This is a genomic window from Pseudomonas sp. P5_A12, from assembly GCF_056400685.1.
Genome location: NZ_JBFUKU010000613.1, coordinates 1 through 801, shown reverse-complemented (window position 1 = coordinate 801; position 801 = coordinate 1). Strand labels below are relative to the sequence as shown.

Sequence of the window (801 nt, the reverse complement as noted above, 5' to 3'; positions counted from 1 at the left end):
CTTCCACGGTGTTACCCGGAACGATGGAGTAGTGGATAACGGCCGGGGTGTTGTCCTTGGTGTTTTTACGAGCACCCGCCGGGTCGGCGAGGATCGAGGCACGCAGGACGTTTTCCGGCAGGTTGTAAGCCCGGCGCACGCCTTCGTTGATCATGTCGTCCAGGCCCATGGTGGCGCCATCCCAGCGCACGTCCATGCCCACGCGGACGAAGACGGTGACGATGCCGGTGTCCTGGCAGATCGGGCGGTGGCCGGTGGCACACATGCGCGAGTTGATCAGGATCTGTGCGATGGAATCACGGGCTGCCGGCGATTCTTCGCGCAGGTAGGCCTCGTGCATCGCCTGGATGAAGTCAACGGGGTGGTAATAGGAAATGAACTGCAGGGCGTCGGCAACGCTCTGAATCAGGTCGTCTTGCTTGATCACGGTCATGAGTCGCGCTCCTCTAAAAGACGGGAACATTTTATAGGGCAGCTTCAAGCTTCAAGCTTCAAGCGGCAAGTTCAGAGCAGTACGCGGACTGCTTCAGCTTGCCGCTTGAAGCTTGAGGCTCGGAGCTGATCCTCAGGCACGCCGGGGCTGCTGGCGCGACGCTAAAAAGGCGCGGCAGTATAGCGCGCCTCGCTGGCGGGCACACCCGCCGGTAGTCAATCGTTGGTCGCATAACCCCGAGACCCTTGTAGCCGCTGGCGAAGCCTGCGTYCGGCGGCGAAGCCGTCGTAAAACCTGCGCTCGGGATCGGCCTGACACACCGAGGTGGCTGAATTGACGACGGCTTCGCCGCCGAACGCAGGCTTCGC

1 protein-coding gene is annotated in these 801 nt (G+C 61.9%); it reads right to left on the bottom strand.

Annotated elements, in window-relative coordinates; all coding sequences use genetic code 11:
- The coding region (locus AC1DSG_RS31490; protein WP_477794343.1) for a fumarate hydratase at positions 1-433 on the bottom strand (433 nt) is incomplete at its 3' end.
- Between the last annotated feature and the right edge of the window lie 368 nt (positions 434-801).